This window comes from Acidovorax facilis, assembly GCF_023913775.1.
In the GTDB taxonomy this organism is placed as follows: domain Bacteria; phylum Pseudomonadota; class Gammaproteobacteria; order Burkholderiales; family Burkholderiaceae_C; genus Acidovorax; species Acidovorax facilis.
In genome coordinates this window covers 1-1,591 of the sequence record NZ_JAMXAX010000271.1, presented here as the reverse complement: position 1 = coordinate 1,591, position 1,591 = coordinate 1, and the positions used below count along the sequence as shown (strand labels likewise).

Genomic DNA, 1,591 nt, shown 5'->3' with positions numbered 1-1,591 from the left:
CAGCCCCGCGCCAGCGCGCGGGCTTTGGCCTGATCTATGAGCAGCGCGAAGTGCTGGAAGAAACCGAGCGCACCCAGTTTGCCGCAGCGGGCACTGTGCGCACCTCTGATGGCCGGGAAATCCGGTTCACGCTGCAGCTGGATATGCAACGCAGCTACCGCGAGGAATCCTCCGTGAGCCTGCGGCTGGGCGACGCCGTGGCGGTGGACCCGCTGGTCATCAACTTCGACGGCACCGCCGCCCAATTGCAGGACCTGCGCTTTGCCTTCGACCTGGACGGCGACGGGCAGACCGAACAAGTGCCCTTGCTCGCTGGCAACCGGGGGTATCTGGCGCTGGACACCAACCAGAACGCGCGCATCGACAGCGGCCTGGAACTCTTCGGCCCGGACACGGGCAACGGCTTTACAGAACTTGCCCGGCATGACAGCGACGGCAACGGCTGGATCGATGAGGCCGACCCGGTCTTCCATCAGCTGCGCGTGTGGACCCCGAATGCAGATGGCAGCGGTAGCCTGCAGACCCTGGAGGAACTGGGCGTGGGCGCGGTGCAACTCACCGCCCAGGCAACGCCCTTCGCCCTGCGCACGGCTGACAACCACAGCCTGGGCGCCGTGCGCTCCACCAGCATCTACCTGCGAGAAAACGGCAGCGCGGGCACGGTGCAGCAGATCGACCTGAGCGTGTGATCGCGATTCAAGAGTTTGAGCGACCCGTACCAGCGGCCGAGACGTCGGCAAACTGGGGAATGCCCAAGCTTCAGGCCAGCACCGTAGCGTGGGCCACCTGCGCATCCACCCAGTCGGCATATTCCGAGGACCCCCGCAGCGCGTGCGTCGCCAGCTGCGGCAGCGCATAGGGATGCTGCGCCCGCAGCAAAGCCAGCAGAGGGTGCAGCGCACGGGGCACGGTCTTGCACACCAGCCGGAGCTCGCGGTCCTCCTGCAACGCGCCCTGCCAACGGAAGTAGGCCGTGATGGGCTCCACCTGCACACAGGCCGCCAGCCGCGCCTGCAACACCAGTTGCGCCAGCCGCCGCGCTTCCGCTTCGGTGGCCACAGTGGTAGTGACAACGAGAATGTCGCAAAGTGCGGTCGGCTCAGTCATGCGCGTCTCCCGAAGGCGTTGGGCGGTGCAGTCTGCCATAGCGGGGGATGCAATGCCAGCGGCGCGAAAACCGCTGGATCATGAAAAGACTGTTCTATATGTCGCAACAATCGCAAAAAACTTGGCGGCAAAGGGCTGGAACCCCGTACCGGGAACACGCTCTGACAACGAGATATTGGATTCGCCGCGGCCTCTGCAACCATCAAATTCCCCTTTGAATCAATGGCTTAGCACAACCATCGAGCCATAGCGCCTTCTGATTCCTGGGCCGATGGCCTAGGCGACTGTCGATGTGCACTGAGCGTTGTACTGCCGAATTTGAGAAATCAACCGCTTAGAACGACACGGGGTGCATACCTGTCACATCCCGGACGATTGCATAGACTCCAAACGCTATCCACTCTTCATGGCGCGAGCGGTTCTAAAGGAGTTGATAGAGTCCTTGCAATCCACCCAGGGAGTGAAGCCATGTTGATAGCCCTGC

General features: G+C 62.9%; 2 protein-coding genes. One reads left to right on the top strand and one right to left on the bottom strand.

Features of this window, described 5'->3' with window-relative positions:
- A partial coding sequence (locus NFX52_RS30070) for an SPM autocatalytic domain-containing protein (RefSeq protein WP_492759477.1) occupies positions 1-689 on the top strand: 689 nt, incomplete at its 5' end.
- Between the two features lie 70 nt (positions 690-759).
- On the opposite strand, the gene cutA is transcribed toward NFX52_RS30070, so the two are convergent.
- Positions 760-1,107 (bottom strand): divalent-cation tolerance protein CutA, encoded by a 348-nt coding sequence (gene cutA, locus NFX52_RS30065; RefSeq protein ID WP_055402937.1) that lies wholly within the window; start codon positions 1,105-1,107, stop codon positions 760-762.
- Between the last annotated feature and the right edge of the window lie 484 nt (positions 1,108-1,591).